The sequence below is a fragment of the Bradyrhizobium sp. IC4059 genome (genome assembly GCF_020193615.1).
Lineage (GTDB): Bacteria > Pseudomonadota > Alphaproteobacteria > Rhizobiales > Xanthobacteraceae > Bradyrhizobium > Bradyrhizobium yuanmingense.
Genome location: NZ_JADYVH010000011.1, coordinates 80,357 through 106,344, shown reverse-complemented (window position 1 = coordinate 106,344; position 25,988 = coordinate 80,357). Strand labels below are relative to the sequence as shown.

The window sequence follows — 25,988 nt, the reverse complement described above, 5'->3', positions numbered from 1 at the left end:
GGTCGCCACGGCGTCATGGCCGGGCTTGACCCGGCCATCCACGCCTTTCCCCGCGGCCCAAGAACGTGGATGCCCAGGACAAGCCCGGGCATGACGACCTCGCGCAAGTCTCAAGCGCGGTCGGGCGAGGCGAGAGGACGGCGAATGGAATTGCATCAGCTCCGATGCTTCGTGGCGACGGCCGAGCAGCTGCATTTCGGCCGCGCGGCGCAGCAGCTTCAGATGCTGCCCTCCGCGCTCGGCCGGCAGATCCGGCTGCTGGAGGAAGACCTGGGCACTCGGCTGTTCGCGCGGACCACGCGCGTGGTGTCGCTCACCGAGGACGGCACGACGCTGCTGCGCGATGCCCGCACCATCCTCGCCAAGGTCGAGGCGGTCGAGAGCAACCTGCGCAATCGCTCGCGCGCGGGGACCGCGCGGCGGCTGCGGGTCGGTGCTATCGACAGCGCGGCGGCCGGACTGTTGCCGCCGCTCCTGCGCGATTTCCGCGTCAGGCATCCTAACATCGCGGTGCAGCTCCTCGAAGACAAGACTGTCCGGCTGCTGCCGAGGATTTTGAACGGCGCGCTCGATCTCGCCTTCGTCCGTCCGCCTGACCGGCCGGACAAGCGGCTCGAATTCCGCGACCTGCTCCAGGAGAGCGCGATCGTTGCGTTCCCGCGGCGGCACGCGCTGGCCGGGCGCAAAGCGATCACGCTGGCGGATATCGCCGACGAGTCTATGCTGGTGCCGGACCGGCGCTCGCGGCCGCACAGCCACGACCTCACCATAAAGCTGTTCGAACAGGCCGGCCTGACGCCGCGCATCGTTCAGGTCGCCGACGAGAAGCAGACCATCATCAACCTCGTGGCAACGAAGCTCGGGGTCGCGATCGTGCCGCGCTGGACCGCACGGATGGCGGTGACCGGTGTGCGCTTCGTGCCGCTTCGACTGAGGCAGAGCGGGCCGGTGGGCCGGTTGCCGCTTGCCGCCGCCTGGCTGCGCGGCTCGCGCGATCCGGCCCGCGATGCCATGCTGGCGGTTCTGGAAGCCCGCCTGCGCAGCTATGCGCGGGAGGCGTGAGCGGCTATGACATCGGCCAAGACAGAGGCCAGGACAGAGGGATGGTGATGACGGATCAGACGGCTTCAGGCGAATTGCGGGTGGCCATTGCCGGGCTGGGCTCGATCGGCACCAAGATCGCGACCGCGCTCGATCAGGGCATCGAGGGCCTGTCGCTCGCGGCCGTGGCCGTGCGGGATCCCGCCAAGCATCAAGCCTTCATCGACGGCTTGCGTCGCCCACCGACAATCCTGCCGCTCGACGAGCTCGGCAAGGCCGCCGACATCGTCGTCGAATGCGCGCCGAGCAGCCAGCTGCGTGCGATCGTCGAGCCTGCGGTGAAGCGCGGCAAGGCCGCGGTCGTAGTCAGCGTCGGCGGCTTGCTCGACAATTTCGATCTGGTCGATCTCGCCCGCGCCAATGGCGGCCGTATCCTGGTGCCGACCGGCGCGCTGATCGGCCTCGATGCCGTCAACGCCGCCGCAATCGGCACCATCCATTCCGTGAAGATGGTGACCCGCAAGCCGATCGACGGCTTGAAGGGCGCGCCGTTCATCGTTCAGAACAACATCGACATCGACAATCTGCGCGAACCGCTGAAGCTGTTCGAGGGCAGCGCGCGCGAAGCGGCAAAGGGCTTTCCGGCCAACGTCAATGTCGCCGTTGCGTTGTCGCTCGCGGGCATCGGGCCCGATCGCACCGAGATCCAGGTTTGGGCCGACCCGACCGTGACGCGCAACGTTCACCGCATCGAGGTCGAGGCGGACTCAGCGCGCTTCTCGATGGGCATCGAGAACATCCCGTCCGAGAATCCCAAGACCGGCCTGATCACCGCGTTGTCGGTGATCGCGCTGCTCCGCAAGCAGCGCGCCACGCTGTGCGTGGGGACGTGAGCTCCTACGCCCCCGTCACGCGCCAGATCACGTTGCCGACGTCGTCGGCCATCAGTAGCGATTTCCTGTCGGGACCGATCGCGACGCCGACCGGGCGGCCGTAGGATTCCTTCTCGTCCGGCGACAGGAAGCCCGACAGGATGTCGCGCGAGGGGCCGGACGGCTTGCCGTTCGCGAACGGGATGAACACCAGCTTGTAGCCGGACAGCTTGCTGCGATTCCACGAGCCGTGCTGGCCGATCACCATGCCGTCGCCGAAGCCGGGCAGGGTGCCTGCGGGCATCCAGCACAGGCCGAGCGAAGCGGTGTGGCCACCGAGCGCATAGTCCGGTTGAATTGCCTTGGCAACCATCGCCGGATCCTGGGGCACGCGGTCGTCCACCGTCTTGCCCCAGTAGCAATAGGGCCAGCCGTAGAAGCCGCCGTCGCGCACGGAGGTGAGATAGTCGGGCGGCGTCTCGTCGCCGAGGCCGTCGCGCTCGTTGACGACGGTCCAAAGCACGCCGGTCGTCGGCTCCCAGGCAAGGCCCACGGGATTGCGCAGGCCGGCCGCAAAGATGCGATGCGTGCCGGCGACGAGATCGAGCTCGTAGACCGCGGCGCGACCTTGCTCGACCTCCATGCCCATCTCGGCGATGTTGCTGAGCGAGCCGACGCCGGCATAGAGCTTCTTGCCGTCGGGACTGGCGAGCAGGCTGCGCGTCCAGTGGCCGGCGGGCTTGAATGTCGTCAGCCGCTTGCCCGGTGCTGTGATGCGGTCGGCGTCGGCAACGTAAGGAAAAGCCATCACGCCGTCGGTGTTGCCGACGTAGAAAGTGTCGCCGACCAGTGCCATGCCGAACGGCTGGCTGAGGTTCTCCATGAACGCGCCGCGAATCTCCGCAACGCCGTCGCAGTCCTTGTCGCGCAACAGCGTGATGCGGTTGGCGGAGACGCCGAGCGCGGCGGCGCGCCGCATCGTCGCCTGCATCGCATAGTGGAACACGCTGCGCGGGGCGCCCGCGATCTGCGTTGCCTCCGCGATCAGCACGTCGCCATTGGGCAGCACCTCGATCCAGCGCGGATGGTCGAGACCGGTCGCGAACGCATCGACCTTGAGCCCGGGTGCGGCGATCGGCTTCTGTCCGTCGCGCCAGCCGCGTGCGGTCGGCATCTTCAAGGTGGGGATCGCGCCTTGCGGTTTCGCTTCGGGAATGGCGGGCTTCTCGCCCCAGGCCGGCGCGGGGTCGGTGCCCGTCATCTTGCGCCATTGCAGCGCGATGCCGCCGATGAAGGCGACGAACTGCGCGAAGATGCTGGAAAACGTCATGACAAGCCCCCGGTTGCGCGCGCATCCAACTGGCTGACGGGGCCGACGTCAACCTGTGCGGAGCTCAGCACGGGCCTATTCCCGTGGAATGGCAGCCGATCGAATTTGCATGGGACAGGTCGCGGCGTCGGCCCGGAGATCAACGGCCGATCTGCCGCTCCAGCCGTCGTGCCGCGCGAAAATCATCCAAGTGACGGATGTTCGGCGCCAGCGCCGCTTCCCTGGAGAGCAGATGATGGACCCGCGCCACCGTGCGCTGCTTCTGCTTCGTACGCCCGGGGGGCAGCGCCCGCGCCTTGCGGACGGCGGCGATCGCGTGGGCGCGAAAATAATCGTAGGCGTCCGACATGGCTCGATGCTCTGCGGCCGTTGACAGATGTCGAGGGCTAACGGACCAGCAGAGGTGTGGTTCCTTGGCGAGTCGGATCGTGCACTCGTGCCCCGGACGCAGCGCAGCTCGTCCGGACAGGAGAGTGACGCCCTCACCGCGGCGACGTGAACGGAATGATCATCGGAACGCGGCGGCAATAGGCTCCATAGGCGTCCTCGCCGAGCTCCTTCGAGAGGAACACCTCTTCCATCCGGCCCTTCTGCCACATGCCGAGCGAGATCAGGATCGCGCCGAGGATCGTCGTCACCAAGCCGATCGCAACGCCGGTCACCAGCATGCCGAAGATTAGGCCGGTGTAGATCGGGTGACGTACGATACCGTAAGGGCCGGTGTCGATGACGCGGTGGTCTTCCTTCTGGGTGATGGTGTTGGACCAGAATTTTCCGAGATGCAGCCGCCCCCACCATGCGAAAGCGATGCCGGCGACGGAGAGGACCGCAGCGATGATGATGCCGGTGTTGCCGAGCACCCAAAGCGGCTTCCAGCCCATGGCTTCCGCAATGAACGGCGTGTACAGGATGCCGCCGACCAGGATCGGCAGGCGATAGCGCTGCGACTCCAGCGTCATGACCTGCTTCTTGGTCTGCCCCTGCCAGAACGAGGCGCCGACCCAGCTGACCAGAAAACCGAGCCAGATCAGGGCGAGCAGTTGCGTCGGCCAGGTCGTGGTCCAGCCACCCCAGGCGACAGAGAGAAGCTTGCTGAAATCGAAAGGCATGAAGGTTCTTTGCGTTTGAAGCGGCGTCAGCTCGCGCGCGAGGACAGCGCGTGATGCTTGAGGGCGCCGGAGGGCTGCTGGCCGTTGCGGGCGAGCAGGTGGGTGATGGTTTCGCGCAAGACGGGCTCGATCGGACGCGGCGAATAGCCGAGTTCGGTACGGGCTTTGCCGATCGAAAGATCGCTCGCGGCGAGCGCGATCCGCACGCCCTCGGCGGTGCCGTTGGGCGGCCGGCGCGTGATGTGGTCGGCGATGTATTCGAGCATGATCGCGGAGAGCTCGGCGATCTTGCCGGGTACGACGACGGGAAATTGCCGGCGTCCGCTCATCGTCGACATCATGCGCAGGATGTCGCCGAGCGGGACGCAGTCGCCGCCGAGGATGTAGCGCTGCCCGAGGCGGCCGCGTTCCATGGTCAGGACCAGGCCCATGGCGACGTCGCGGACGTCGACCAGATTGACCAGGAAGTTGAGGTGCGGCTGCACCTTCTTCTGCAGGAAGTACCAGAGCATCGCGGTCGGCGGTGTCAGATGTTGGTCGGCGGCGCCGATCGGCATGGTCGGCGTGCCGATCACCAGCGGGAAGCCCGCTTCTGCCGCTTTGGCGGCATGATGCTCGGCGAGCGATTTCGACCGGGTGTAGGCGCCGGGCATCGCCTCGGCCGGCTGCAGCGCCTCTTCGGCGGGAACGCCCTTGAGGTCGGAATAGGGGAACAGGATCGATTCGGTCGAGCAATGCAGGAAGCGCGAGACGCCGCGCTTCATCGCCGCCGCCAGCACGATCTCGGTGCCGCGGCAATTGACCTCGTGAAAGTCCTGCTTGTTGGCGACCCACATGCCGGGCAGGCCGGCGAGGTGATAGACCTGATCGCAGCCGGCGATCGCCGCATCGACCGCGGCACAGTCCAGCACCGAGCCGTGGACGTGCTCGACATCCGCGTTCGCCGCGCTCGGCACACGGACATCGAGAACGCGGACCCGCTGCCCACGGGCGCGGAGCGCTTCTACGAGGTGATGTCCGATGAAGCCACTGCCACCGGTAACCAGGACGAGAGCCATGCAGTAGGTTGCTGTTTCGCTTCGAGCGTTATCGGGTTGAAAGGGAATTGGCCGGAAGAGGCGCCAGAATCGCGGCAAGGTCGCGACGGAAACCCAGTGCAATGAATAATTTTGCCATGACGAACATCGGTCCAAGCAAAAGATGCGAGGGGAACGTGAACAACGAGGCCTCGCGCCCCTCAAAAACCTTGTGGCCGATGGCCTGTGCGGCGAGGCCGAGCACCACCAGCGTGGCGAAAATCGCCCACATCGTCGCGGTGCTGACTTGCGCCGCGATGGTCGTCGCAACCGAAAACAGCACGACGGAGACGGCCAGAATGCCGAGCCCGAGCGCCGCGTCGAGCAGCAGCCAATAAATCAAGACCGGAACAGCCAGGACCACCGCCAGGCTGACGTTGAATCCGAACAGCGGAAGCTTGACCAGCGTCAGCGGCAGCACGGCGCCGGTGAACAGCAGCAGGATGCCGACCACATGCATCGCCGTGTTGCGGGGATCGCGATGGTACTCGACATAAACGGCAAGTTGGCGCTGGAAAAAGCCACCCATTTCGGTCTCATGCAGCACGGGGTCGGGAAGGGCGAACAGAGGCTATAGCACTGGACCGAGCGGTGCACAAACCGGCACTTTTGTCGCCTGAAACCGTGCGCGCGCGCCCGGGACAGGCTGCAAAATAATCCGCACTTCAAGGGGTTCCGTCAGCCGCGGAGCCGCCTTCGCTCAGCGCTTCTTGGCGGGCTTTTTCGCCGCAGGCGCTGGCGTCGCAGCCGGACGCGTCTCTTCCGGCAGCTTGGCATAAGTCAGGATCTGCAACTGGCCGTTGACGGCGGAGGTCGGCTTGGCCCGGTCGAGAAACTGCTCCTCGCCGAGGCCGATCGGATGCAGCCGCTTGGTCGAGATCTTGAAGGTGTTCACCAGGACGTCACGGATCGCATCGGCCCGGCGCTGACTCAGGATCGCATTGGCCTCGCGCGTCTTCGAATTGGATTCGACGTGGCCGACGATCAGGAAAGTGTAGGGCAGCAGCGAGGAATGAACCAGCGCGTCCGCAATGCGGCCAACGGTCTGGTAGGACGCCGGCTGGATGATCGGCGTGTCGGCGTCGAACTGGATCTGCGCATTGAAGGCGGGCAGCTTGGCGAGCTCCGGCGCGATCAGCGGCCGGTTCACCGGCCCCGGATCGTTCTTGATCCTGGTCTTGGCGCGCTCCATCACCTGCTGCTTCAGCGCGGGCAGGTCAACCTCGGCGGCCTCTTCGAAATGGTTCAGCTTCGCGACAATGTCGTCGCGGGTCGGCGCCGCCGTCTGCGCGCCGGCGGGGCCCGCGAGCAAAGCGAGCCCCAGCGCCAAGCCCAGTCCTGCGGTAGCGAGCCCGGTCGCGCGCATCAGCGATACCCCGCGTCGTCAACGGCCTTCAGGCAGTTGTTGCTGATGCCCTTGGGCGTCGAGACCAGGCACGGGATCGACTTGCTGGTCTCCTTGGTCGAGCCGCCGCAGACTTTGACGATCTCGCGCTGGCAGGCGTTCGCCACGGTGACGCGCGCGGCGACGCGCTTCTGGATGGCGTCGAACACGCCGAGATAGTCGCTCGTGCATTGCGGCGAGAGCACGTCGCGATTGCGCGACAGGCATTCCTTCAGCCGGTTCGAATCCGGGTTGACGCCGCGGCAATTGGCGACGATTTCCGCCCCGCAGCTCGCCGCCAGCTTGCCGATCGAATCGCCAAAGCTCATGGTCTCCGCCGCCGCAAGCGACGGCATCCCCAATGCAAGCACGATCAATGTGACGGAGCCCCGGACCATGGGTTGCATCTGATACGGGGAAGTTCGCGGCGGTCAAGGGGCGTTCGGGCGAGAACTGTCGAGAGTTGCGCAGTGCGGCGAACAGTCCTCACTCGGCCTCAGCGAGGGGCGGCCAGTCGACCAGGGCGACGGTATGGTTCCTGAGGTCCTCGGCAACCTCGGGATCGGCCTTGAGCTCGTCCAGCGTCCGCGGCGGGGGCAGCTGGCGCCCGTCCGCGGTCAGCTCCTGCGCATAGAATGCGAGCGCCTCGGGCGCATTCTCCAGGGCCTCCTCGACGTCGTCGCCGCCGGAGATGCAACCGGGCAGGTCCGGAAACCACAAGCTCACGGTTTCGTCCGGGTCGGCGTCCTCGATGATGGCAACGTACTGAGCCATATCGGGTCTCACGCCCGCTGCACGAAACTGTCCACGACCTTCTTCTCGCCGGCCTTGTCGAAGGCGATGGTGAGCTTGTTGCCGTCGATCTTGGTGACGCGGCCATAGCCGAATTTCTGGTGGAAGACGCGGTCTTCCAGCGAGAATTCGGACGTCGTGCCGGTCGATTTGGCGACCAGCTCGCCTTCGATCGTCAGGGGCCCGCGCCGGCGCGAGGCGAAGCTGCCGAAATCGGGGCCGGATGACGAGGAGGTCGAGAACGTCGCGGCCTCTTCCTCGAAGCCGCCGCTTCGGCCGCCGCCATTGCGACCGCCGCCGCGATTCCGGTTCGCCTGCGCGCGCTGCCAGCCCGGCGTCGAATAGCTGGAGCCGAACGCCTCCATGTCGTCGAAGCGCGAGGCGCCGTAGCCGCCGCTGCCGCCCCATCCGGAGCCGCCCTTGGATTCCGTGATCTCGACGTTGGCTGCCGGCAATTCGTCGAGGAAGCGCGACGGGATCGTGGTCGACCAGGTGCCATGGATCCGCCGGTTGGTCGCGAAATAGATCTTTGCGCGGCGGCGGGCGCGGGTCAGGCCGACATGGCCGAGCCGGCGCTCTTCTTCCAGACCGGCGCGGCCCTGTTCGTCCAAGGTGCGCTGGCTCGGGAACAGGCCTTCCTCCCAGCCTGGCAGGAACACGTTGTCGAATTCGAGCCCCTTGGCCGAATGCAGCGTCATCAGCGACACCGCGTCGTCCTCGGCGCCGCCCTCGCGGTCCATCACCAGCGAGATGTGCTCCAAAAACCCTTGCAGGTTCTCGAACTCCTCCATCGAGCGCACCAGCTCTTTCAGGTTCTCCAGCCGGCCCGCGGCGTCCGCCGAGCGGTCCTTCTGCCACATCTCGGTATAGCCGCTCTCGTCGAGCACGATCTGGGCGAGATCGGTGTGCGCGGTGACCTCGCGCTGGGCACGCCAGCGGTCGAACTGCACGATGAGATCGCGAAGCGAGCCGCGCGCCTTCGGCTTCAGCTCGTCGGTCTCGACCACGGCGCGCGCCGCCTCGAACAGGGGAATGCGGCGCTTGCGGGCGTGGTCGTGCAGCATCTGCACGGTGGCGTCGCCGAGCCCGCGCTTGGGCGTATTGACGATACGCTCGAAGGCGAGATCGTCGGCCGGCGAATTGATGACGCGCAAATAGGCCAGCGCGTCGCGGATTTCGGCGCGCTCGTAGAAGCGCGGGCCGCCGATGACGCGGTAGGGCAGGCCGAGCGTGACGAAGCGGTCTTCGAACTCGCGCATCTGATAGGAGGCGCGCACGAGAATGGCGATCTCGTTGAGCTTCTCGCCCTGGCGCTGCAGCTGCTCGATCTCCTCGCCGATGCCGCGGGCTTCCTCTTCCGAATCCCATGAGCCCGTGACGGTGACCTTCTCGCCGTCCTGATCCTCGGTGCGCAGCGTCTTGCCGAGCCGGCCTTCATTGTGCGCGATCAGGTGCGAGGCGGCGGCGAGGATGTGGCCGGTGGAGCGGTAATTGCGCTCCAGGCGGATGACCTTGGCGCCCGGGAAATCGTGCTCGAAGCGCAGGATGTTGTCGACCTCGGCACCGCGCCAGCCGTAGATCGACTGGTCGTCGTCACCGACGCAGCAGATGTTTTTGGTCTTCTCCTTCTCCCCGCTTTCGGGGAGAAGGCCGGGATGAGGGGGAGTCTCCACGAGCTCGGTGCTTGGAGAGTCCCCCTCACCCGCATCGCTTCGCGATGCGACCTCTCCCCGCAAGCGGGGAGAGGTGGAAGACGGCGCCTGCGACAGCAGCCGCAGCCAAAGATACTGCGCGACGTTCGTATCCTGGTACTCGTCGACCAGGATGAACTTGAAGCGCTGCTGGTACTGCCTGAGGATATCCGGGTGCTCGCGGAAGATGCGGATGTTCTCCAGCAGGAGATCGCCGAAGTCGGCCGCATTCAAAATCTTCAGCCGCTCCTGGTAGCTCGCATAGAGCTTGCCGCCCTTGCCGTTGGCGAACATCGCGGCCTCGCCCGACGGTACCTGTGAAGGCATCAAGCCGCGGTTCTTCCAGCCGTCGATCAGGCCGGCCAGCATCCGCGCCGGCCAGCGCTTCTCGTCAATGTTCTCGGCCTGCAGCAGCTGCTTGAGCAGCCGGACCTGGTCGTCGACGTCGAGCACGGTGAAGTTCGACTTGAGCTGCGCCAGCTCGGCATGGATGCGCAGGATGCGGCCGCCGATGGAGTGGAAGGTGCCGAGCCATGGCATGCCTTCGACGGCGTGGCCGAGCATCTGGCCGAGCCGGTGCTTCATCTCGCGCGCGGCCTTGTTGGTGAAGGTCACCGACAGGATTTCGGCCGGGCGGGCGCGGCCCTGGCTCAAGATGTGCGCGATGCGCGTGGTCAGGACGCGGGTCTTGCCGGTGCCGGCGCCGGCCAGCACCAGGACCGGGCCGTCCAGCGTCTCCACCGCCTCGCGCTGCTCCGGATTGAGCCCGGCGAGGTATTTCGGGCCGACCGAGGCGCGCGCACGCGCGGCGATGCCGCCGGCTGCGGGCTGGTGGTCGGGTACGGCTGTGATCTTGCTCGGCTCGGTCATGCGAATCATCGGCCCCACGATGGCACCGCGGGGTGGTGGAAGGGAGCCTTCTTAACAGGGATTGGTGCCTATATGGGGCGCCGGGCCGGGTTTTCCACGTGCGCGGCAGGCCGATTTGTTCCAGCTGAGCCAGCGAATTTCGCTCCCGCCGGGACCGGAACTATCGTTCCCGCGTCGAGATTGTCAGGACAGGTGGCGCGGCCAGCCGCGTCGATCGCAGACAACATCAAGACGAGGGTTTGACCATGCTAGGCTGGGTTGTGACGTTTCTGGTTATCGCACTGATCGCCGGCATCCTGGGCTTCGGCGGCGTCGCCGGCGCTTCGATCGAGATCGCCAAGATCATCTTCTTCATCGCAGTCGTTCTGTTCCTGGTCTCGGCCGTTGTCGGCCTCGCCCGCGGCCGCAACAGAATATAGCTGCGATGTTCACCTCTCTCCGACGGGGAGAGGTGAACCACAGGCGGCAGACGGCGCCTGAGCCACTAACGCTTCGAGGGCATCGCCACGCTCCGGCCGATGCCCTCGGGTCGCGTCAAGGCGCTGTGGGATTTGGCAACCCCTGCAATGCGCTGCTGGATGTCGGGCGGAAACGGCGCAACGCGCCGCGCATTCATGTCCATGTGCAGCGACATGTTCTCGGACGTCGCCGATAGCCAGCCCTCTGTCGCATGCCGCATCTCCTCGAATGTATGCAGCCGCTTGTCGTCGGCCTCCAGCAGCCAGATGAAGATCTGCACGGGATCGCCGAGATGGATCTCGCGCAAATAGCGCACGTGGCACTCCGCGGTGAAGGTCGAGCCGTGGCGCTCTGTTTTGTAGCCCGGGCCAATCCCGAGCTCGAGCCAGAACTCGTCGATCGCCCGATCGAACATCACGTTGTAATAGGCCATGTTGAGATGGCCGTTATAGTCGATCCATTGCGGCTCGACCTGCATGATCGAGGAGCGAAACGGCTCTGCGTTCGGCGCTGTGGCGGCGGTCTCCGGCATGTGTCCTTCCCAAGCTATGCGTCCGGTCCCTTGACTTGACCGGTTATATGTCCTTTGCCACGGTCTCTTCTCGTCGGGAGGAATTCCGTGGGTACGACCATCACCAATAATCCGCCGCGGCCGGAGCCGAAAGCCCTCGCAAGCGCGCTGGAGCAGCTTGCCGCGCGCTTCGGCAACCGCCTCATCACCTCGCAGGCCGTGCGCGAGCAGCACGGCCATACCACCACCTGGATCCCCAACCAGCCGCCTGATGGCGTGGTGATGGCGCAGGAGACCACCGACATCCAGGACGTGGTGCGGATCTGCGCCAAACATCGCGTGCCCGTCATTCCCTTCGGCACCGGCACCTCGCTCGAAGGCCAGGTCAACGCGCCCGCCGGCGGCATCTCGATCGACCTGCGCGACATGAACAAGGTGCTCGCGGTGCATGCCGAGGACCTCGACTGCGTGATCCAGCCCGGCGTCACCCGCAAGGCGCTGAACGAGCATCTGCGCGACCAGGGCCTGTTCTTCCCGATCGATCCCGGCGCGGATGCCTCGCTCGGCGGCATGGCCTCGACCCGCGCCTCCGGCACCAATGCGGTGCGCTACGGCACCATGCGCGACAGCGTGCTGGCGCTGAAAGTGGTGCGCGGCGACGGCGAGATCATCACCACGGGCACGCGCGCCAAGAAATCGTCCGCGGGCTACGATCTCACGCATCTGTTCGTCGGCGCCGAAGGCACGCTCGGCATCATCTCGGAATTGACGATCCGCCTTCGCGGCATCCCCGAGACGATCGCGGCCGGTGCGGTGTCGTTCGAGACCGTGCACGGCGCCTGCCAGGCCGTGATCCTGGCCATCCAGACCGGCATTCCCGTCGCGCGCATCGAGCTGCTCAATGCCGCGCAGGTCAAGGCCTGCAACGCCTATTCCAAGCTGACGCTGCCGGAGACGCCGCTGCTGCTGATGGAATTCCACGGCAGCGAGATCGAGGTCGCCGAGCAATCCAAGGCGTTCGGCGAGATCGCGAGGGACTGCGGAGGGGGCGATTTCTCCTGGACCACCAAGCCGGAGGACCGCACCAAGCTGTGGCAGGCGCGGCACGATGCTTATTGGTCGGTGAAGGCGCTGCGGCCCGGCGACAGCATCGGCGTGGTCGCGACCGACGTCTGCGTGCCGATCTCGCGGCTCGCCGACTGCGTCAGCGAGACCGAGGAGGATCTCAAGCGCCTCAATTTGCTGTCGCCGATCGTCGGCCATGTCGGTGACGGCAATTTCCACTGCTCGCTCGTGTGCGACACCAACGACGCCGACGAGATGGCGCGCGGCGAGGAGTTCATGCATCGTCTGGTCGAGCGTGCGCAGGCCATGGACGGCACCTGCACCGGCGAACACGGCATCGGCCAAGGCAAGCAGAAATATCTCGAGGCCGAGCTCGGCCCCGAGGCGCTCGATGCGATGCGGGCGCTGAAGCAGGCACTCGATCCGCTCAACATCTTCAATCCCGGCAAGATCGTGCCGGAGGCATAAGGCTGCGCCCTCCGGAACCGGGAACTTTCGGCAATCCTGCCGGTTCCAATTCCCGCCAATTTCCGATGCTCAATGGCAGGGCTTTGCGCGGGAGGGTGCGATGGTGCGACCGGTCATGGGAATTGCCGCGGTGGCCTTTGCCTGCATGCTTGCGGGGGCCGCGTTCGCGAAGGGCGGACACGGCGGCGGCCATGGAGGTGGGCATGGCGGCGGGCGCGGCGGCGGTCACCACGGCGGCCATTTCCGCGGCCACGGCGGCGGGCATGCGCATGGCGGGCATCATCGCGCCACGCGGTTCACAACCGGCGCCCGGCGTGGCGGCCCGAGCTTCGGCCAGATCCGCAATGCCGCGATACGGCCGGCGAACTTCCGCAACGCCTGGAACGCCAGCGCCTTCCGCAACGGCCGGCTGATCAGCAATCCGGCGGCCCGCGCGCAGATTGCCGCGGCGGCGGCACTCGCCGGCTGGAGCGGTGCAAGCAGCGGATGGTGGCAACATCCCGGCGGCGGCTACGGTTGGGTCGGGCCGCTGTTCTGGCCGTTCGCCTATAACGATCTCTACGATTACACGATCTGGGGCGACGGGCTCGGCTTCTGGGGCTACGGCTATCCGGACATCTATGCCGGCATTTTCGGCCCCTATGGCTATGATCGCCTGTCGGCCTATCTGCCGCAGCAGCCGCAGGGACGGCGGCGGGCGCGCAGCGCGCCGCTCGATCAGCTCTGCGGCAGCGATCGCCGCGCCATCGTCGGCCTGCCGATCGATCAGATCGCAGCCGCGGTGCAGCCGACGGCTGCGCAAGGCGCCGCTCTCGATGCGCTCGGCAACGCCTCGATCGACGCGGCTGCGCTGATCCGCACCTCCTGTCCGACGCAGGCCGCAGCGACGGCGCCCGGCCGGCTCGCCGCCATGCAGCAGCGGGTCGAGGCGATGCAGAAGGCCGTCGATTTGGTTCAGCCTGCCCTGGACCAGTTCTATGGTTCGCTCAACGACGAGCAGAAGGCGCGCTTCAATGCGCTTGCCGACGATCAACGTCGTGCCGCGGCATCGAACAATGCGGGCGGATCCTCGGTGCAGACTTGCAGCCCGTCCGCCGCGTTCGATTGGCCCGGCGCCACGATCGAAGAACGGCTTCGTCCCACCGACACCCAGCGCGGGGCGCTCCAAGTGCTCCAGGACACCAGCGCCAAGGTCAGCGCATCGCTCAAGGCGTCCTGCGAGCCCAATGAGGTGATGACGCCTCCGGCCCGCATGGCCGCGATCCGCAAGCGTCTCGATGTCATGTTGGACGGAATCAAGTCGGTGCGGGCGGCGCTCGATGATTTCTACGCCACGCTCAACGACGAGCAGAAGGCGCAGTTCGAGGCGATCGGCCCGCGCCGCATGTCCTGAACGCCGTGAGCAATTGAAGACCATTGGTGGGGCAATGAAGTGGTTCGCGAGGCGAGAGCCGGCAGACGTCTGGGACGAGCCGATCGGGGGGCCGCTCGGCGACATCGACGCAGCCGACCGGATTCGCAACATCTGCCAGGCTGCGCGGGCGATCGCCGAAGCCGCCGGCGCTTCGGCGCCGACCAGCACGCGCGAGCGCTATGAGCGCGCAGCCCGCGCTGCCATGGAGATCGCGATGAAGATCTCCGACGATCTGATGCGCGACGACGCCGTGCGCCGCATCGTGGATCTCTGCATGAAGGCTGAGGACATCAAGACGGCGCAGATCTTGTCGCGTGCGATCCAGGCAGGCTGGATTCGAGAAGCCGTGCTCCGGGACCATCCGGCCCTGTCGCAATGAGTTCGGCTCGCGCGATTGGCGCGAGCCGAATGTTGCTGGTGCCGGACCGCTCAGTATCTGCGGTAGCCACCGCTGTTGTAGCCACCGCTGTTGTGGTCGCCGCCGCGGCCGCCCATTCCCATGCCGAGGCCGATCCCCACGCCGATGCCGATGCCCTGCATCACGGCCTCCGGCGGCGGGCCGCGATCCGGCGGCGGCGCGCGCTCGTAGACCACTTGCTCGGACGGCGGCCGTCGCTTGGGCGGCGTCTCGACCACCTTGCGCTTCGGCGGGGTCTCGTCGACGCGCTTCTTGATCACGGGCGGGACCGGCGTTGCCGGGGTCGCGGGCGTCGAGCACGGGCAGGTCGGCGCCATCGCGACCGCGACGGGCGTCGCCGCGGCGGCCACGGGCACGGTGTAGTTGCGGTTCTGCACGCGCAGCAGCAGCCGGCGCGCGGTTGCCGCGAGATCGCTGTTGTCCCAGTTCGCGAGGTATGCCTCGAACGAGGCGCGGGTGTTGATCGCGGTGGCACGCTCCCACGCCAGCATCTGGCGACGCCGCTCCAGCACGGTGCGAAGGCGCGGCGTGCGGGTGTCCTGGGCATACAGCTCGATATAGGCCTGATACGCCTCCACGGTGTCCTCGGTGATCACGAGCTCATAGGCGACCATGGCCGGCTTGCCCTGCAATGTCTTGCGCCAGTCCGCGACGCTGCGCGTGCCGCCGGCGAGCGCCATGGCGGATGCGCCGGGAATAGCGGGCGTGCTGCCGCCGCTCTCGCCGAAGAACCTGAAATCGGTGGTCAGCGAGGAGCTTTCCCAGGGAATCTGCCGGCCGTCGGTCGACTGCGCCACCGCGACACGGATACGCTTGAACATCTCCTCGATCGGCAGGTTCGGCTGCTTGGCGACCGTCAGCACGGCCGTCGTATAGGGGCTGTCGAGGCCGTTGCCGTCCTCGGCCTCGGCGCCGGGCGAGGTCGAATAGGAGATGAACGAGCCGGGCGCGCCGGCCTTGGTATCGACGATCGCAAGGCCGTGGCCGGCGCCGCTGAGCGCGGGGAACGGGTTGTTGCGGCAGGCATCGAGCATGAAGATGCGCGCCCGCGTCGGCAGCGCGCCGAGCGTGTTGAGCATGTCGTTCAGCCGCACGCCCTGCAGCGGGATGTCGGCCTCGCGCTTGGGATCGAGATCGACAGGCACCAGATAGTTCTCGCCGTCGATCTGAAGGCCGTGGCCGGCATAGAACACCAGCGCGACGGTGTCGGGGCCGCTGGCACTGACCTTGCCGGCGAAGTCCGAGATCGCCGCGCGCATCTCGGTCTGCGCCAGATTGGCCGCCGTGGTGACGGTGAAGCCCGCGCTGCCGAGCAGCTCCGTCATGCCCTTGGCGTCGTTGGCGGCGTTCGGCAGCTCCGGCACGGTGCGATAGGCCGATTGGCCGATCACCAGCGCAAGCCGCGCTTCGGCGGCCGCGTCCGTGGGCGTCACCAACTGGGTGAGTGCGAGAAGACCGGACGCAAGAACCAAATTCGAAAAGACTGGACGGCGCATGATGTCACCTCCAACGGCAATGCGCACGATGATGTCACTATGTCTAAGTCCGCGCCATGAGGGCGTCTGTGCGCTGGATCACTCAAGGGCCGCGGCAAAATGGGGCAGGGTATCTGCCGCAGCCGTCCCTGTGCTAGACCTTTCGACCGCGCTGCCGCGGGCATTCTGCCAGTGAGGGAGGCTTGTCGTGAAGGTTCTGCTCGCGCACACCCCGGAGATGCGGCGCAATTATTACGGCGATCGCAGCCTGAACGGCCTGCGGGCGGCCGCCGAGGTGATCCTGCACGAGAAGGATGAGCCGCTGGACGCCGCCGGCCTGGTGCGCGCAGCCAAAGACGCCGACATCATCGTCGCCGACCGCATGACCGAAGGGCGCGGCGAGATCTTTGCGCAATTGCCGCGTCTGCGGGCCTTCGTCCGCTGCGCCGTCGACATCCGCAATGTCGCCGTGGATGCGGCCTCGCAAGCCGGCGTGCTCGTGACCCGCGCCGGGCCCGGCTTCGTGCAGGCCGTGGCCGAGCTCGCGCTCGGCTTCATGGTCGATCTCTCCCGCGGCGTGTCGCGGACCACCGCAGATTACCAGGCAGGCCGCAAGCCGGAAGCACGGATGGGCCGCCAACTCGCCGGCAGCCGGATCGGCATCATCGGCTACGGCAGCATCGGGCGCTACCTCGCCGAGATCGCAAAAGTGCTGCGCATGGAGGTATTGGTCTCCGATCCCTTCGTAACCGTCAGCGATGCCGCGATCCGGCAGGTCGATCTCGACGAGCTCCTCGCCGCATCGGACTATGTCGTCTGCCTCGCCATCGCCAACGAGCAGACCGAAAACCTGATCGGGGAGGCGGCGCTGGCGCGCATGCAGAAGCACGCCGTCTTCATCAATCTCTCGCGCGGCAATCTGGTCGACGAGGCCGCATTGGCAGGCGCGCTGCGTGAGGGCCGCATCGCCGGCGCCGCCATGGATGTCGGCCGCGCGCCGGACCAGATGCCGACGCCCGATCTTGCCAAGCTGCCGAATGTCATCGCGACGCCCCATGTCGGCGGGCTGACGCCGCAGGCCATCGAATACCAGTCGCTGGAGACCGTGCGACAGGTCGAGACCATCGCGAGGGGAGAAATCCCGCAAGGCGCCGTCAACGCCGATCGCTGGACGCGGCGGCCGTGAAGGGTCTTAGAGCCGGTCCACCGCCTTGAACGTCCCGTCCTTCTGGATCACGGTCAGGAACACCTTCGGCGGCGTGTCGAGCATGCGTGTGCCGACGGTGACGATGCTGCCGCTGATGTCGAAACGGCCGGTATCGTTGATGGCGCGCAGCAGGCTGGCGCGGGTCGGATTGGGGCCGGCCTTTTCCAGCGCCGCGGCCGCAAGCCGGCCGGACAGATAGCCTTCCAGCGACACGAAATCCGGTGTCAGCGTCGGGTCGAACGCCTTCTGGGCCGCCTGGTAGTCGGCGACGAGCTTGAGCGAGCGGTCCCAGGGAAACGGCACCACCTGCGAGACGATGACGCCGTCGCCCTCAGGGCCGAGTTCCGCGGCGAGCGCAACGGCGCCGACGAAGGAGATGTTGACGAAGGTTGGACGAGCGCCGCCGCGGCGGGCGAGCTTGATGAACTCCGCGCACGGACCATAGGTCCCGACCATGACGATGGCTTCTGGGTCGGCGCGCTTGATCATGCGCCAGGCCTGGCCGACCGCGCGGGTGTTGCGCTCGTAAGTGCCCTCGGCGGCGAGCTCGAGCCCGCGCTTGGCGAGCGCCCGCTTCACGCCGACAAGCCCGTCGCGGCCGAAGGAATCGTCCTGGTAGAAGATGCCGATGCGGGTGAACTTGCGATCCTCGGTGAGATGCTTGATCCAGGCTTCCGCCTCCGCGCCGTAGCTGGCGCGGATGTTGACGACGTTCGGAAGCTCGAGATCGCGCAGGAACTCGGCGCCGGTGAACGGGCCGATGAAGGGCACGTTCCTGGAGCTGGTGATCGGTATCGTCGCCATCGCGGTCGGCGTGCCGACCGCACCGATCAGCGCGAACACCTTGTCGTCGTTGATCAAATGCAGCGTCTGCGCCACCGAACGGTCGGGGTCGTAGCCGTCGTCGCGGCTGATGAGCTGGAGCTTGCGGCCGTGAATGCCGCCCTTGGCATTGACCTCGGTGAATGCGGCGACGATGCCTTGCCGCATGCGCTGTCCCAGCGCGGAGGACGGGCCTTCCAGCGCCGCGGCCTGGCCGAACAGGATTGCATCCTCTCTGATGCCGGCCTCGTTGCCCCTCGCAACCAGCGTGGTCGCGGCCAGAAGCGCGATGGTCAGAACGACGGATCTCGCTGATCGAATTCGATGCATCGGGAGGCTTGCCGGATCCTTGAAAGAAACCTTGCGCAACATAGCCTTGCGAGGCTGAATAGCTCGCTAAGCGCCACGGCGCAGAGAGGCCGTATTACACCGGGGAAAACCGGCAACTTATGTCGAGAAAGCCGGGATCGCTCGTGCACTTCGTTAACTAATTTCCGCATTGCGGTACGACTGGTTTCCGAAATTGTGCACTTCTTAACCGCCGTCTTGTTCCGATAGCGGCACCGGCACCTCAACCAGAGGTTCGGTTCGTCGCGGACAGGGGACGGCGGCTTCAAGATGGGCGGTCGCGATCAGAACGATCAGGATCGGAGACGTAGAGGCGGATGGTGGCGTGCCGCGCCGCTGCTCGGGCTCTATCGTCCTGCGCTCGTCGCGGTCGGCGTTGGCCTGCTGTTCTCGATCGTGGGCGCTGCCGCCGTCGCGCGGTGGGAAGATCGCGTCAACAGGATCGAGTTCGAGAACGCAGCCGAGACCCAGGCGATCGTCCTGCAGAACGGCATGAACGAGTACATATCGAGACTTCTCGCGCTGCGCACGTTGTTCGAATCGACCAACGAAGAAGTCACCCGCAGCGAATTCGAGACCTTCAGCGCCCGCCTGTTCGAGCGTCACCCCGGCATGCTGCGCATCTCCTGGTTGCCGCGGATCAACCGCAAGGAGCGCGCGGATTACGAGGCCGCGGCGATCCGGGACGGTGTGTCGAGCTATCACATCAAGGCGCTGCAGGGCGAGAGCTTCGTCATCGCGCCGCAGAGTGACGAATATTTTCCGGTGTTCTACTCGACGCAGCCGAAGACCTCGTCGGTTTACGGCATGGACTACACGACCGTTCCGGAGCGACGGGCGGTGCTGGAGCGCGCGCGCGACAACGATCGCGTCGCAGCCATGCGCACGCGCCTGTTCGGGCCGAAGGACAGCGACCGGCCGTCCTATGTCCTCGTCGTTGTTCCCGTCTACGCCAAGGGAACCTCGCGCGAGGAGATCGCGGACCGGCGCCGCAATATCGCCGGCGTCGTGGTCGGCGTCTTCGACCTGCCGCTGCTGATCCAGTCTATCCGCGTGACCACCGGAGCCAGCCCCGCGGTCAGCATGACGGTCTTCCCGCCGTACACGGCGCAGATCGTCAGCCTCGAGCAGATGCTGCCGGATTATGCGTCGGCCGCCTCGGCGCTGCGGTCGATGCGGGACATCGCGCGGACCCTGCACTGGTCGGGCAGTCTCAAGATCGGCGACACCGATTGGCAGGTGCGGGCGGTTCCGACCGCCGGCGGTCCGCTGGCGACGACTTACGACCGCGCGGTTGCGGTCCTCGTCGTCGGCATGCTGCTGACGCTGTCGCTGTCGACCTATCTGATGCTCGCCAGCCGCAATTCGCGGCGGCTGTCGCTGGCGAACCGGCGCGTGCTCGAGCTTGCCCAGACCGACATCCTCACGGGATTGCCGAACCGCGCCTTTTTCCTCACCCGGCTCGACGAGATGAACGGCAAGTTGAGCGTGAGGGGCGAGCCCTTCGCGATCCTGATGCTCGACCTCGATCGCTTCAAGAACGTCAACGATTCCCTCGGCCACGCGGCCGGCGATGCGCTGCTGCGCCAGGTGGCGCAGCGGCTGAAATCCGCGCTGCGCGCCAACGACGTGCTGGCGCGGCTCGGCGGCGACGAATTTGCCATCATCCAGCAAGCCGGCGAGCACCAGCGCGCCTGCTCGACCGATCTGGCGGCGCGGATCGCCAAGCTCGTAAGCGAGCCGTTCCTGCTGCCCGGACACCGCGTCGAGATCGGCACCAGCATCGGCATCGCAATTGCGCCGGATCATGGCAGCGATCAGGAGCAGCTCCTCAAGAAAGCGGATCTCGCGCTCTATCGCTCGAAATCGGCCGGCCGCAACTGCTTCACTGTTTATGATGAGGCGATGTCGGCCGAGCTGGAGGCCCGCAATACGCTGGAAGGAGATCTGCGCGACGCCATCGCGCGCTGCCAGCTGGAGGTGCACTATCAGCCGTTCGTCGACGCCCTCAGCGGCGAACGACGCGGCTTCGAGGCGCTGGTGCGCTGGCGGCATCCGACGCGCGGCCTGATCCCTCCGGACCAGTTCATTGCGCTTGCGGAGGAGACCGGGCTGATCGTGCCGCTCGGCGAATTCGTGCTGCGGCGCGCCTGCGCGGACGCAGCCGGCTGGCCTGCCGATCTCATGATCGCCGTCAATCTTTCGCCGATCCAGTTCAAGGAAGCCGAGCTGTTCGACATGATCTGCGCGGCGCTCGCCGATTCCCGCCTGCCGCCGCAGCGGCTCGAGATCGAGATCACGGAATCCGTGCTGCTGGAGCGCGGCAGCGAGAATCACGCCTTCATGGAGCGGCTGAAGCAGCTCGGGGTCGAGCTCGCGCTCGATGATTTCGGCACCGGCTATTCCTCGCTCAGCTACCTGACCGCGTTCCCGTTCGACAAGATCAAGATCGACAAGTCGTTCATTCGCAATCTGACGCAGCAGCCGCGCTCTTCCGCCATCATCTCCTCGATCGTGACGCTGGCGCGCGGACTGGACATGTCGGTCACGGCCGAAGGCGTCGAGACGCGCGAGGAGTTCGACCGGCTGAAGGCGCTCGGCGTCAATTTTGCGCAAGGCTATCTGTTCGGCCGGCCGCATCCGATCGAGCGGATCCTGTTCGACGCGCCGGTCAAATCCTCACGGCTCGACGCCGCCTGAGCGGGCCGCTCAAGCAGTATTTAGGTCGTCATGCCCGGGCATAGCCGTCCGAAGGACGGCGTCGCTTCCGCTCGCCTATGTCCCGGGCATCCACGTTCTCCGTCCTGCGTCGCAAGACGTGGATGGCCGGGACAAGCCCGGCCATGACGCTGCGGGAGCGTCTGCGCCCCGCTCAAGAGGCATGCGCGAAAAGCGCTTGACCCGGACATCCCCGGATGGTCCGAAGAACCGTCTAGGGATGAAACAAGCACACAACATGCGGCTTCCGTTCTTTTACGGCTGGATCGTCGTCGCCGTGACCTTCGTCACCATGGCGATCGGCGTCAACGCGCGCACCGCCTTTTCGCTGTTCTTTCCACCCATCATCTCCGAGTTCGGCTGGGAGCGCGGCGTCACGGCGGGCGCCTTCTCCTTCGGCTTTGTGGTGTCGGGCGTGGTCAGCCCGCTGATCGGCCGCCTGATGGACCGCGCCGGTCCGCGGGCGGTGATGGAGCTCGGGGTCGTGCTGATGGGCGGCGGCCTTTTGCTGGCGCCGCTGACCAGCGCGCCGTGGCACCTCTATGTCACCATCGGCGTCATGGTCGGTGCCGGCAGCGTCTGTCTCGGCTATTCCGGCCAGTCGCTGTTCCTGCCGAACTGGTTCATCCGCAAGCGCGGCTTCGCCATCGGCATCGCTTTCGCCGGCGTCGGTATCGGCTCGGTGACGCTGCTGCCATGGGCGCAGCACATGATCGAGCAGACCGGCTGGCGCACCGCCTGCACCGCGATGGGCCTGCTCGTCCTGATCGCGCTGGCGCCGATCAACCTGCTGCTGCACAAGCGCCCGGAGGACATCGGGCTCCAGCCGGACGGCGATGCCGCCCCCGCCGCAGGCGCGGCAAGCCCGGTCTCCAACGTCGTCGATCACGTCTGGGTCAACACCGACTGGACGCTGCGGCGCGCCGTCGCGACCGCGCGGTTCTGGTGGATCGGGCTCGGCTATTTCTGCGGCCTGTACATCTGGTATGCGGTGCAGGTGCACCAGACCAAATTCCTGCTCGATGTCGGCTTCAGCCCCGGCGTTGCGGTGTGGGCGCTCGGAATGGTCAGCCTGCTCGGCATTCCCGGCCAGATCGTGCTGGGGCACGTCTCCGACCGCATCGGCAGGGAGTGGGTGTGGGCGATCAGTTGTGCGGGTTTCGTCATCTGCTTCGCCGCGCTGATCGCGCTGAAATATCAGGCTTCGCTCTGGCTGGTTTATCTGATGGTGTTCACGCAAGGCGCGCTCGGCTACGGTCTCACCTCGATCATGGGCGCGGTGGTGTTCGAGATCTTCCAGGGCAGGCACCAGGGCAGCATCTTCGGCACGATCATGCTCGCGGCGCTGGCGGGCGGTGCGGCCGGACCGTGGCTGACCGGTGTCCTCTATGATCGCGCCGGCGACTACACGCTCGCTTTCGCCCTCGCCATGGTCGTGAGCGGGGTGTCGGCGCTTGCGATCTGGCGGGCGGCGCCGGGCAAGGTGAGGGCCGTGGCCGGCCGGCTGCACAAGCTCAAAACGGCATCCGAATAGGTCCGGTACGCTTCAAGATACCTTCGGCGTTTTCGCGAAGCGTTAATCATGCCGCGTCTTGGCGCAGCGCGCCGGAATTGCAAAAACGTCTTGGACACCATCGGAGCGTTAACCTCTCGCCGATTGCCGCATTTCCCGATGCCGCTGGTCCAGACGATGCCCGCCTCCGATCACCTTGCGACTGAAATTCCTGACGTGCTGCGCGCCGCGCTCGAACGCGCCGACGATGGCATCGTCATCGTCGATGAGGCGCATCGCATCACCCACTTCAACCCCGCCGCGGAACGGATCTGGAAGCTCGCCGCCGCCGAGGTGCTCGGCCGCGATGCCGCCGTCCTCACCCTCAAATGCCTAAGCGCCGATGCGACCGCGGATTTCCGCGAGGAGATCAGCCTCGTGCGGCACGACGGCAGCCGTATCAAGGCGCAGATCGCGATGTCGTCGGCGACGGTCGACGGCGCGACCCATCACATCGTGTTGGCGCGCGACGTCACCCTCGATGCCGAACGCCGCGCCAGGATCGCACTTCTCCACGCGGTCTCCGACCAGACCAACCGCGTGGTGATCATCACCGACGTCGAGCAGAACATCGTCTACGTCAATTCCGCGTTCACGGCGCTGTTCGGCTATACCAGCGAGGAGGCCGAAGGCCGCCGCGCCGGTGAGCTCATTGCCGGCCGCCACACCGATCGCAAGGCGATTGCGAAGCTCGTCAAGCGGCTGATGCATGGCGGTCAGCGCGACGAGGCCGAGGTGCTCGTCTACGACAAGGATGGTGAGGAGATCTGGGTCTCTGCCCGGATCGACGCCTTCCGCGACAAGAAAGGCCGGGTCAAGCACATCTTTGCGCTGCTCGAGGACATCACCGAATCCCGGCAGCTGCGCTCGCTGCAGCAACTGATCATGGCGGCGCTCGCCGACGAGGCGCCGATCACCGAGATTGCCGATCGGCTGTGCCGCCGCGTCGAGCAGATCGCGCCCGGCGTCGTCTGCTCGCTGCTGCACGTCGATGCCGCCGGCTTGCTCCATCCGCTGGGCGGCCCGAGCTTGCCCGAGGACTATTCCCGTTCGCTCGACGGCATCGCGATCGGTCCCGAGGTCGGCACGTGCGGAACCGGAGCCTTCTACGGCATTCCGGTTCTGGTCGCCGACATCGATGCCGATCCGCGCTGGCAGCCCTACAAGGCGCGGCCGCTCGAAGTGGGCTTGCGCGCCTGCTGGTCGACGCCGATCAAGGCCAAGGACGGTCGGGTCATCGGCACCTTCGGCTTCTATTATCGCGAGCCGCGGGCGCCGAGCCGATGGCACCGCCAGATCGTCGACGCCTGCGTCAACCTCGGCGCGTTCGCGATCGAGCGCAAGGAGGCGCGCGCCGAAATCGCGCGGCTCGCCTATCACGACATGCTCACCGGCCTGCCGAACCGCGCGCAGCTGCGCCACCTGATCACGACCGCGATCAATGCCTGTCCGACCGGAGGCCATGTCGCGCTCGCCTTCCTTGACGTCGATCATTTCAAGGACGTCAACGACACGCTCGGCCACGCCGCCGGCGACGAGCTCTTGATCCTGCTCGCGCAGCGCCTGCGCGAGCAGATCGGTCCCGACGACATGCTGGGACGGCTCGGCGGCGACGAGTTCGTCATCCTGCTGCCGCAACGCAATGCCGAGGCCGCTGAGCGCATCGCGGCCGGGATCACCGAGGCCCTGTCCGCACCGTTGCGGCTCGGATCGAAGCTGATGCCGATGTCCGCCAGCATCGGAATCAGCCTCTATCCCGATCACGCCACCGACATCGACACATTGATGCAGCAGGCGGACGCCGCCATGTACATGGCCAAGCAGGCCGGACGCTCGACGCATCGCCTCTTCAGTGCCGAGATGAACGTGCTCGCGGAGCAGCGGCTGGCGCTGATCGCGGCGTTGCGCCGCGCCGTCGCGGAAGGTGTGCTGAGCCTCAGCTATCAGCCGCAGATTCGTAGCTGCGACGGCGCGATCCACGGCGTCGAGGCGCTCGCGCGCTGGCGCGATGCCGTGCTCGGCGACGTCTCGCCGGCAAAGTTCATCCCGCTCGCCGAGGAATGCGGGCTGATCGAGCAGATCGGTATGTGGTCCGTGCGCGAGGCCTGCCGTCAGATGGCGAGCTGGCGCCGCGCCGGGCTCAACATCCCCTGCGTCTCGGTCAATCTGTCGCCGATCAATTTCCGCAACGTCACGCTGGCCGCGCGGCTCAAGGACATCCTGGCCGAGCACGATCTGCCGCCGGATGCGCTGATGCTGGAGATCACCGAAGGCGCGTTCATGCAGGACGGCGCCGCGGCGCTGGAGACGATGAACGCGATCCGCGAGCTCGGCGTCGGCCTCTCGGTGGACGATTTCGGCACCGGCTATTCCAGCCTCAGCCGGCTAGCGCATCTGCCGATCCGCGAGCTCAAGATCGACCGCAGTTTCATGCGCGACATCGAGCAGGACGCGGGCGCGCTCGCGATCGCCACCGCCGTGGTCCGCGTCGGCCAAGGCCTCGGCATGAGCGTGGTCGCCGAGGGGGTCGAGACCGAGGGGCAGCGCAAGACGCTGGCCGAGCTCGGCTGCGACATCGTCCAGGGCTTCCTCTACGCGCCGCCCCTGCCGCCGGTCGCCTTCGAGCGCTGGCTGATCGAGCACTGCGCCGAGCAGGCGAGGGCGATGCTGGGGCGGCTTGACCTTGTGGCGGACGAGGTTGCCGTGAAGCAGTCGGCGTAGCCGCCTTTGAGCGGTAGGAACGCATCAGCGACCGGCGGCAGAACGGCCTTCGCTAGAGCATCGAAAGCACGACAATGCCTTCCTCGAGCTCTCCTGAAGCCAGGCGCGCCCGCGCCATGCGCTCGAACTCCGTGCGATGCTTCTGTAGATAGCTGAAGGCCTGCTTCTGCGTGTTGAATGTCGTTGCAAGCCGGCACATCTGCCGATTTGCGCCGGACGCGAGAAAGAATGTGATGGTTCCGTGATCTGGCTTTATGCGAGGCACGATCTGCACTCTCCGGCATGGGATCGGCACTTCAGATTTCGCAGGCGGCGTTGAAGACGGCTATCGCGCCAACTTCCTTGTCCGCTTCTTGAGCTTAGGCACCGGCAAAGTCGATCGAAGAGCTTCATCGGCCGCTTCCCTCGCCTGGCGCGCCTCTCGAAGTCGCGCCATGTTCTTGCGAACCTCGATGGCTTGCCTTTCCACGTCCGCCAATGCCCGCGCGCCCTCTTCGGCGGCCAGGCGCTTGCGATCGGAACGTGTAATGCTTTCGGGTGACGGCTCTGCCGGCTTCTTGCTGCTCATCGTTCACCCGGATCCGCAAAGACTAAACCCGCTCAATCCAGGGATTGAGCGGGCAAAGCGACCGTTTCAGTACATCC

Annotated in this window: 24 protein-coding genes; 10 read left to right on the top strand and 14 right to left on the bottom strand. The window is 66.4% G+C overall.

The window, feature by feature from the left end; translation table 11 throughout:
- Nucleotides 1-144: 144 nt before the first annotated feature.
- Nucleotides 145-1,062 (top strand): LysR family transcriptional regulator, encoded by a 918-nt coding sequence (locus I6F12_RS29175; RefSeq protein ID WP_225157791.1) that lies wholly within the window; start codon nucleotides 145-147, stop codon nucleotides 1,060-1,062.
- A 47-nt stretch (nucleotides 1,063-1,109) separates the two neighbouring features.
- Nucleotides 1,110-1,934, top strand: a complete 825-nt coding sequence (locus I6F12_RS29170; protein WP_225157790.1) for an aspartate dehydrogenase — start codon at nucleotides 1,110-1,112, stop codon at nucleotides 1,932-1,934.
- A gap of 4 nt (nucleotides 1,935-1,938) precedes the next feature.
- On the opposite strand, the gene I6F12_RS29165 is transcribed toward I6F12_RS29170, so the two are convergent.
- The 9 genes from I6F12_RS29165 to I6F12_RS29125 all read right to left on the bottom strand — a co-directional run bounded on the left by I6F12_RS29165 (nucleotide 1,939) and on the right by I6F12_RS29125 (nucleotide 10,174).
- Nucleotides 1,939-3,243 (bottom strand): sorbosone dehydrogenase family protein, encoded by a 1,305-nt coding sequence (locus tag I6F12_RS29165; RefSeq protein ID WP_225157789.1) that lies wholly within the window; start codon nucleotides 3,241-3,243, stop codon nucleotides 1,939-1,941.
- Nucleotides 3,244-3,382: 139 nt separating this feature from the next.
- Nucleotides 3,383-3,592 carry a hypothetical protein gene (locus I6F12_RS29160; RefSeq protein ID WP_225157788.1) on the bottom strand — a complete coding sequence of 70 codons (210 nt, stop codon included), beginning with the start codon at nucleotides 3,590-3,592 and terminating at the stop codon, nucleotides 3,383-3,385.
- Nucleotides 3,593-3,725: 133 nt separating this feature from the next.
- Complete coding sequence (locus tag I6F12_RS29155; RefSeq protein WP_225157787.1) at nucleotides 3,726-4,352, bottom strand: isoprenylcysteine carboxylmethyltransferase family protein; 627 nt, start codon at nucleotides 4,350-4,352, stop codon at nucleotides 3,726-3,728.
- Nucleotides 4,353-4,378: 26 nt separating this feature from the next.
- Nucleotides 4,379-5,410, bottom strand: a complete 1,032-nt coding sequence (locus tag I6F12_RS29150) for an NAD-dependent epimerase/dehydratase family protein (RefSeq protein ID WP_036006442.1) — start codon at nucleotides 5,408-5,410, stop codon at nucleotides 4,379-4,381.
- A gap of 28 nt (nucleotides 5,411-5,438) precedes the next feature.
- The gene (locus I6F12_RS29145; RefSeq protein ID WP_157284818.1) at nucleotides 5,439-5,957 is read right to left on the bottom strand and encodes an Mpo1-like protein; all 519 of its coding nucleotides are present in this window, start codon (nucleotides 5,955-5,957) and stop codon (nucleotides 5,439-5,441) included.
- A gap of 171 nt (nucleotides 5,958-6,128) precedes the next feature.
- Nucleotides 6,129-6,794, bottom strand: a complete 666-nt coding sequence (locus I6F12_RS29140) for an OmpA family protein (protein WP_036006447.1) — start codon at nucleotides 6,792-6,794, stop codon at nucleotides 6,129-6,131.
- Entirely contained in the window at nucleotides 6,794-7,210 is a 417-nt protein-coding gene (locus I6F12_RS29135) for a hypothetical protein (protein ID WP_036006450.1), read from the bottom strand. The genes I6F12_RS29140 and I6F12_RS29135 overlap by 1 nt, the downstream gene beginning before the upstream one ends.
- 88 nt (nucleotides 7,211-7,298) lie before the next feature.
- The gene (locus I6F12_RS29130; protein WP_036024931.1) at nucleotides 7,299-7,586 is read right to left on the bottom strand and encodes a type II toxin-antitoxin system HicB family antitoxin; all 288 of its coding nucleotides are present in this window, start codon (nucleotides 7,584-7,586) and stop codon (nucleotides 7,299-7,301) included.
- Between the two features lie 8 nt (nucleotides 7,587-7,594).
- The gene (locus I6F12_RS29125; RefSeq protein ID WP_225157786.1) at nucleotides 7,595-10,174 is read right to left on the bottom strand and encodes a UvrD-helicase domain-containing protein; all 2,580 of its coding nucleotides are present in this window, start codon (nucleotides 10,172-10,174) and stop codon (nucleotides 7,595-7,597) included.
- A gap of 236 nt (nucleotides 10,175-10,410) precedes the next feature.
- Here I6F12_RS29125 and I6F12_RS29120 point away from each other — a divergent pair, with 236 nt between their 5' ends.
- Nucleotides 10,411-10,584: a DUF1328 domain-containing protein gene (locus I6F12_RS29120; protein WP_036006471.1), complete on the top strand. Its 174-nt coding sequence runs from the start codon at nucleotides 10,411-10,413 to the stop codon at nucleotides 10,582-10,584.
- 65 nt (nucleotides 10,585-10,649) lie between these two features.
- On the opposite strand, the gene I6F12_RS29115 is transcribed toward I6F12_RS29120, so the two are convergent.
- On the bottom strand, nucleotides 10,650-11,156 hold the full coding sequence (locus tag I6F12_RS29115; protein ID WP_225157785.1) for a thioesterase family protein: 507 nt from the start codon (nucleotides 11,154-11,156) through the stop codon (nucleotides 10,650-10,652).
- An 87-nt stretch (nucleotides 11,157-11,243) separates the two neighbouring features.
- Between I6F12_RS29115 and I6F12_RS29110 the strand changes: the two genes are divergently transcribed.
- The 3 genes from I6F12_RS29110 to I6F12_RS29100 all read left to right on the top strand — a co-directional run bounded on the left by I6F12_RS29110 (nucleotide 11,244) and on the right by I6F12_RS29100 (nucleotide 14,461).
- Nucleotides 11,244-12,668 (top strand): FAD-linked oxidase C-terminal domain-containing protein, encoded by a 1,425-nt coding sequence (locus I6F12_RS29110; protein ID WP_225157784.1) that lies wholly within the window; start codon nucleotides 11,244-11,246, stop codon nucleotides 12,666-12,668.
- A 100-nt stretch (nucleotides 12,669-12,768) separates the two neighbouring features.
- Entirely contained in the window at nucleotides 12,769-14,061 is a 1,293-nt protein-coding gene (locus tag I6F12_RS29105) for a Spy/CpxP family protein refolding chaperone (protein ID WP_225157783.1), read from the top strand.
- A gap of 34 nt (nucleotides 14,062-14,095) precedes the next feature.
- A complete protein-coding gene (locus I6F12_RS29100; protein ID WP_036006488.1) occupies nucleotides 14,096-14,461 on the top strand; it encodes a hypothetical protein in 366 nt (121 codons plus the stop codon).
- Nucleotides 14,462-14,511: 50 nt separating this feature from the next.
- On the opposite strand, the gene I6F12_RS29095 is transcribed toward I6F12_RS29100, so the two are convergent.
- On the bottom strand, nucleotides 14,512-15,996 hold the full coding sequence (locus I6F12_RS29095; RefSeq protein WP_225157782.1) for a caspase family protein: 1,485 nt from the start codon (nucleotides 15,994-15,996) through the stop codon (nucleotides 14,512-14,514).
- Nucleotides 15,997-16,183: 187 nt separating this feature from the next.
- On the opposite strand from I6F12_RS29095, the gene I6F12_RS29090 reads away from it, so the two are divergent.
- On the top strand, nucleotides 16,184-17,161 hold the full coding sequence (locus I6F12_RS29090) for a hydroxyacid dehydrogenase (protein ID WP_225150295.1): 978 nt from the start codon (nucleotides 16,184-16,186) through the stop codon (nucleotides 17,159-17,161).
- A gap of 6 nt (nucleotides 17,162-17,167) precedes the next feature.
- On the opposite strand, the gene I6F12_RS29085 is transcribed toward I6F12_RS29090, so the two are convergent.
- The gene (locus I6F12_RS29085) at nucleotides 17,168-18,334 is read right to left on the bottom strand and encodes an ABC transporter substrate-binding protein (RefSeq protein WP_225150296.1); all 1,167 of its coding nucleotides are present in this window, start codon (nucleotides 18,332-18,334) and stop codon (nucleotides 17,168-17,170) included.
- A gap of 288 nt (nucleotides 18,335-18,622) precedes the next feature.
- On the opposite strand from I6F12_RS29085, the gene I6F12_RS29080 reads away from it, so the two are divergent.
- From I6F12_RS29080 to I6F12_RS29070, 3 genes are all read left to right on the top strand, one after another.
- A complete protein-coding gene (locus I6F12_RS29080; RefSeq protein ID WP_225157781.1) occupies nucleotides 18,623-21,052 on the top strand; it encodes an EAL domain-containing protein in 2,430 nt (809 codons plus the stop codon).
- Nucleotides 21,053-21,308: 256 nt separating this feature from the next.
- A complete protein-coding gene (locus I6F12_RS29075; RefSeq protein WP_225157845.1) occupies nucleotides 21,309-22,604 on the top strand; it encodes an MFS transporter in 1,296 nt (431 codons plus the stop codon).
- 138 nt (nucleotides 22,605-22,742) lie between these two features.
- Nucleotides 22,743-25,343, top strand: coding sequence for an EAL domain-containing protein (locus I6F12_RS29070; RefSeq protein ID WP_225157780.1), 2,601 nt, complete (start codon nucleotides 22,743-22,745; stop codon nucleotides 25,341-25,343).
- Between the two features lie 52 nt (nucleotides 25,344-25,395).
- Here the strand turns inward: I6F12_RS29070 and I6F12_RS29065 are convergent, their stop codons facing one another.
- Together I6F12_RS29065 and I6F12_RS29060 are read right to left on the bottom strand one after the other, a co-directional pair.
- Nucleotides 25,396-25,617, bottom strand: a complete 222-nt coding sequence (locus tag I6F12_RS29065; protein ID WP_036006506.1) for a hypothetical protein — start codon at nucleotides 25,615-25,617, stop codon at nucleotides 25,396-25,398.
- A gap of 51 nt (nucleotides 25,618-25,668) precedes the next feature.
- Nucleotides 25,669-25,911 (bottom strand): transcriptional regulator, encoded by a 243-nt coding sequence (locus tag I6F12_RS29060; RefSeq protein WP_225114925.1) that lies wholly within the window; start codon nucleotides 25,909-25,911, stop codon nucleotides 25,669-25,671.
- Nucleotides 25,912-25,988: the final 77 nt, after the last annotated feature.